Consider the following 3,879-nt stretch of genomic DNA (forward strand, 5'->3'; position numbering starts at 1 on the left):
CCCGACCACCAGCCCGGCCCTCACCCCACCCGACCGCCGGCAGCACCCATCACCCGACGCGCCAACAACGAACCCCGCAACTGCTCCACACCCACCACCTCACCACCGGGACCCGACAACGGCACCCGCCAATTCGGATACTCATCCGACGTCCCCGGAACATTCACCGGCCGCCACTAATCGCCGGATGCAGGGGTTCGTCTCCAACTGGCGGTGCGGTCGAAGAACGGACACTGTCCTGGCCTCCGAGCGACGCCTCAGAGATCGTGTTCATTTCCCGCGGTTGCTCTACTACCGGAGGCGTCTGAACGACTATCCGTGCTTGATGTCCGCCAAGGCTGGGCGCTTTGCGGTTCGTCGCACCGTCGCCTGGCGAGGATCCGGCAGTAGGCAGTTGTTCCATGCAGGGATGGCCCGGGGCACCAGAGGGCGTCGGCGAGGTCGCTACTTATCGATCGAGCGTGGCACCTGGGCGTGTCAGATGGTCTGTGTGAGTTGATCCGGAGGAGGAATCATGAACGCTATGGCTGTTGACGACCACGACGCTACGGATGTATCAGACGCTGCTGGGCTTCGCCGGGAGGTGTTCTCGGATGCGCTGATTGATCACGTACTCGCCGAGACCCGTTCGCGAGGGTTGGAGTTGACTGGCAAGGACAGCTTTTTGAACGAGATGCTCAAGGCCGTCCTTGAGCGGGGCATGGGCGCCGAGCTGACCGAGCATCTGGGCCGCGATGCCCACGCCCGTGGCGGGGACGGAAACCACCGCAACGGCACTTCGCGCAAGACCGTGGCCACCGAGGTCGGCCCGGTGGAACTGGATCAGCCCCGCGATCGGCAGGGCTCGTTCGCCTCCCAGCTCGTCCCGAAGGGCGCCCGCCGGCTCGGCGGGCTGGAGGACCAGATCATCTCGCTGTACGCCGGCGGAATGACCGTCCGGGAGATCGAGCACCACCTCGCGCGGACCCTGGGGGTGGAGCTGTCGCACGAGTCCATCGCCAACGTCACCGACGCGGTCCTGGACGAAGTCGCCGCCTGGCAGCACCGCCCGTTGGAGGCGTTCTACCCGGTGGTGTTCCTGGACGCGATCCACATCAAGATCCGCGATGGAGCCCACGTGAAGACCCGCGCTGCCCACATCGCGGTCGGGGTCGATCTTGAGGGCGTCAAGCACGTGCTCGGCATCTGGGTGCAGGCCAAGGAAGGCGCGGCGTTCTGGGCCAGCGTGTGCGCCGAACTGGCCAATCGCGGCGTCAAAGACGTCCTGATCGTGGCCTGCGACGGGCTGACCGGACTGTCCGAGGCGATTGCCGCGACCTGGCCTTTCGCCGAGGTGCAGACCTGCGTGGTGCACCTGATCCGGGCCTCGATGCGGTTCGTGTCCTACAGCGACCGCAAGAACGTGGCCAAGGCACTCAAGCCGATCTACACCGCCGCCAACGCCGAGGCCGCCAGAGTCGCACTGGAGGCCTTCGCCGAATCGCCGCTGGGCGCCAAGTACCCCACCGCCGTCAGGTCGTGGGAGGCCGCCTGGGAGCGGTTCATCCCGTTCCTGGCCTTCGGCCCAGCCACACGCAAGCTGATCTACACCACGAACTCGATCGAGTCGCTGAACTACCAGCTGCGCAAGATCACCAAGAACCGCGGGCACTTCCCCAGCGATGCCGCCGCGATCAAGCTGCTATGGCTAGCCATACGCAACATCGAGGACCGACGAGACCGAGAACGCGCCAAGGACGCTCAACGCCGAGCAGACGGCCACGCAGGCCCCCGGAAATCGATCCCCAGACTCGTCGAAGGCGCCACCATCCACGGTTGGCGAGCCGCACTGGCCGAACTCGCACTGGCCTACCCGGAACGCTTCGACCCCCACATGTGACAGACATCACTAACCAAAACTCACACAATTATCTTGACAGGCTCTGGCACCTCGCCGAACCGGGGGGCCCTGACGACACTCCCTCGTAAACCCCGATCGGGGAGATTTGCTCAGAGAACCATGGATCGGAAGCGTCCGCGACTCCGAGATCGAGGGGATCCGATCGGCGCGGAGGGACAACGGTGTTCCTTTTCCCGAACGGCCCACTGGACATGGGATGGGGAAGTCGGCGGACAGTGGTGCGTTGCTCGAGCCCCTGCTCGATGCCGGGCTGGACGGGAGCGCAGGGACCGCTTTTGTGGATGTAGATTCCGCCGGGACTGATGTTGGCGCCGCCTCTATCCTCGACTCCCTCTCCGCCACCAGAAGGGCGCCCGCCGAGCCGATCTCGGGCGGCAGCGTGACGGTGCCCTCGCCCTCGGCGCAGAACGCGGACTCATGATCAGCGGTCGGTGACGGCGGGCTGAACCCCCGGGACGCGCGTGGGATCGTCATTGCAGGATCGGACGAAGGCAGTCGCCGGTCCACATTTCAGCACCGAGGACGGCGAGCTCACCGGGCTAGCAATCGCATCGCACGGGGGCTGTCTCGGCCGAATCGAGGTCCAGTTCGAGGGCCATGGCGATGGTACGTGCGTATCAGCCGTGTTCCTGAGAATGACAAGGGTCAAGCCCAATTGGCCCCGCTGTGCTGTTTTGATTTGGCCCCACCCTCGTGATGGGTTGGGGGTGGGTGTGCCGGTGGTCGGCGTCCCGGTCGCGGCTCCCATTCGGATCGGGGGACTACGGGGCCGACGAGACGGGTGACCCGGATCCCGGTGACCGCGGATCGTTCTCGCCCGACGGCATCATCGGCGCCAGCGTCATGAATGAGCGCAGCGCGGTCCATGATCACGACCGGTCGGATGAACGGTCGCAGTGCAGACCACCTCGCGGTGCAACCGACACCGCGGAGAATGCTGGTTTCTCTCAGATCTCTACGTCTATCGTCGTGGCAAGTGATCGGACGAATGCCTGCACGCTCTCGAGTCGGGTCTCCCAGGAGTCGTCGAGTGCGGCTTCCAGGGCGGGCACGCCCGGTCTCCAGATCGGCAGACCTCGGTGTTCCGAAACCGTCTCTGGCCTCCCCCGGCATTTGGTGTGTCGTCGGTCGCGATGTGTCAGACGTACTTGTCACGGAAGATCGTCCGCGGTCGATCAGTGTGGTTGGGCCCAGCATGTCTGTGGTCGGCGCGCGGGAGACGCGTACAACTCAGACCGACGAGCAGATTCGCGCGCGGGACATCCCTCACGCGGTACCAGCCGATGCCGCGGAACGGGTCGCAGACGGCCGACCAGCTCTGCTTCAAGCGAGACGCCGGCACCCCGATCGAGTACCTCCCGCATGCCCGACCAGGTCGGCCGCATGGCTACAGCCCGGAAGGCTGAGATCCTCTGTCCCGAGAACTCACGAATGCACCGGTTCTTCGATTGCGGTCCGGTGCCGGTGGACCCCGGATCGTGTCGACTGCTCTCCCAGGTCGGTTACGCCGCCGGCGTGCCCAAGTGCTAGCGGCCAAGCCAATCTCCCTGTAGGCGGACACGTAATTCCCTGCTGACGGGCAGTTGATCTCCCTGTCCGTGGCCAAGGGATCGGGCCGAGTCGCCACCGTGGAGCTTCCGGCATCCGGCCGTGTACTCGCGCGTCGCCCGCCCCCGGACCAAGTGGTCGGGGACCGCTGCGTAGACCCCCAACCCCTCCTGCGCAGGGACGTGCTCGCGCATCGGGCGAACAGGACCAACTTCGGCGAGGCCGCCTGCCTCGTCCTCCCCGATACACGCGAATTCGGCAAGACCCAATTGGCTGTCGCGATCGGACTCAGAGCGAACGCCGGGGTCAAGCCCCTGGAAGTGGTGTAACTGAATGGTGATCCTTCGTGGGTGGTCAGGCGGGTAGTTGCATCAGGTCATCGGTGCTCACCTCCGTCGGCGAGCTGGTGGCGGGGTCGGTGGTCAGGGTGA

General features: G+C 65.6%; 1 protein-coding gene. It reads left to right on the top strand.

Annotated features, from left to right (window positions below; genetic code table 11):
* The first annotated feature begins 523 nt into the window (after positions 1 to 523).
* On the top strand, positions 524 to 1,879 hold the full coding sequence (locus tag J1M64_RS18525; protein WP_206475155.1) for an IS256 family transposase: 1,356 nt from the start codon (positions 524 to 526) through the stop codon (positions 1,877 to 1,879).
* Positions 1,880 to 3,879: the final 2,000 nt, after the last annotated feature.

Source organism: Dietzia sp. KRD202 (genome assembly GCF_017168155.1).
Classification (GTDB): domain Bacteria; phylum Actinomycetota; class Actinomycetes; order Mycobacteriales; family Mycobacteriaceae; genus Dietzia; species Dietzia kunjamensis.

What these genes read in the sequence shown, in the direction of transcription:
- J1M64_RS18525 (WP_206475155.1), top strand. Translation starts at nt 524, where the DNA reads ATGGCTGTTGACGACCACGACGCTACGGATGTATCAGACGCTGCTGGG.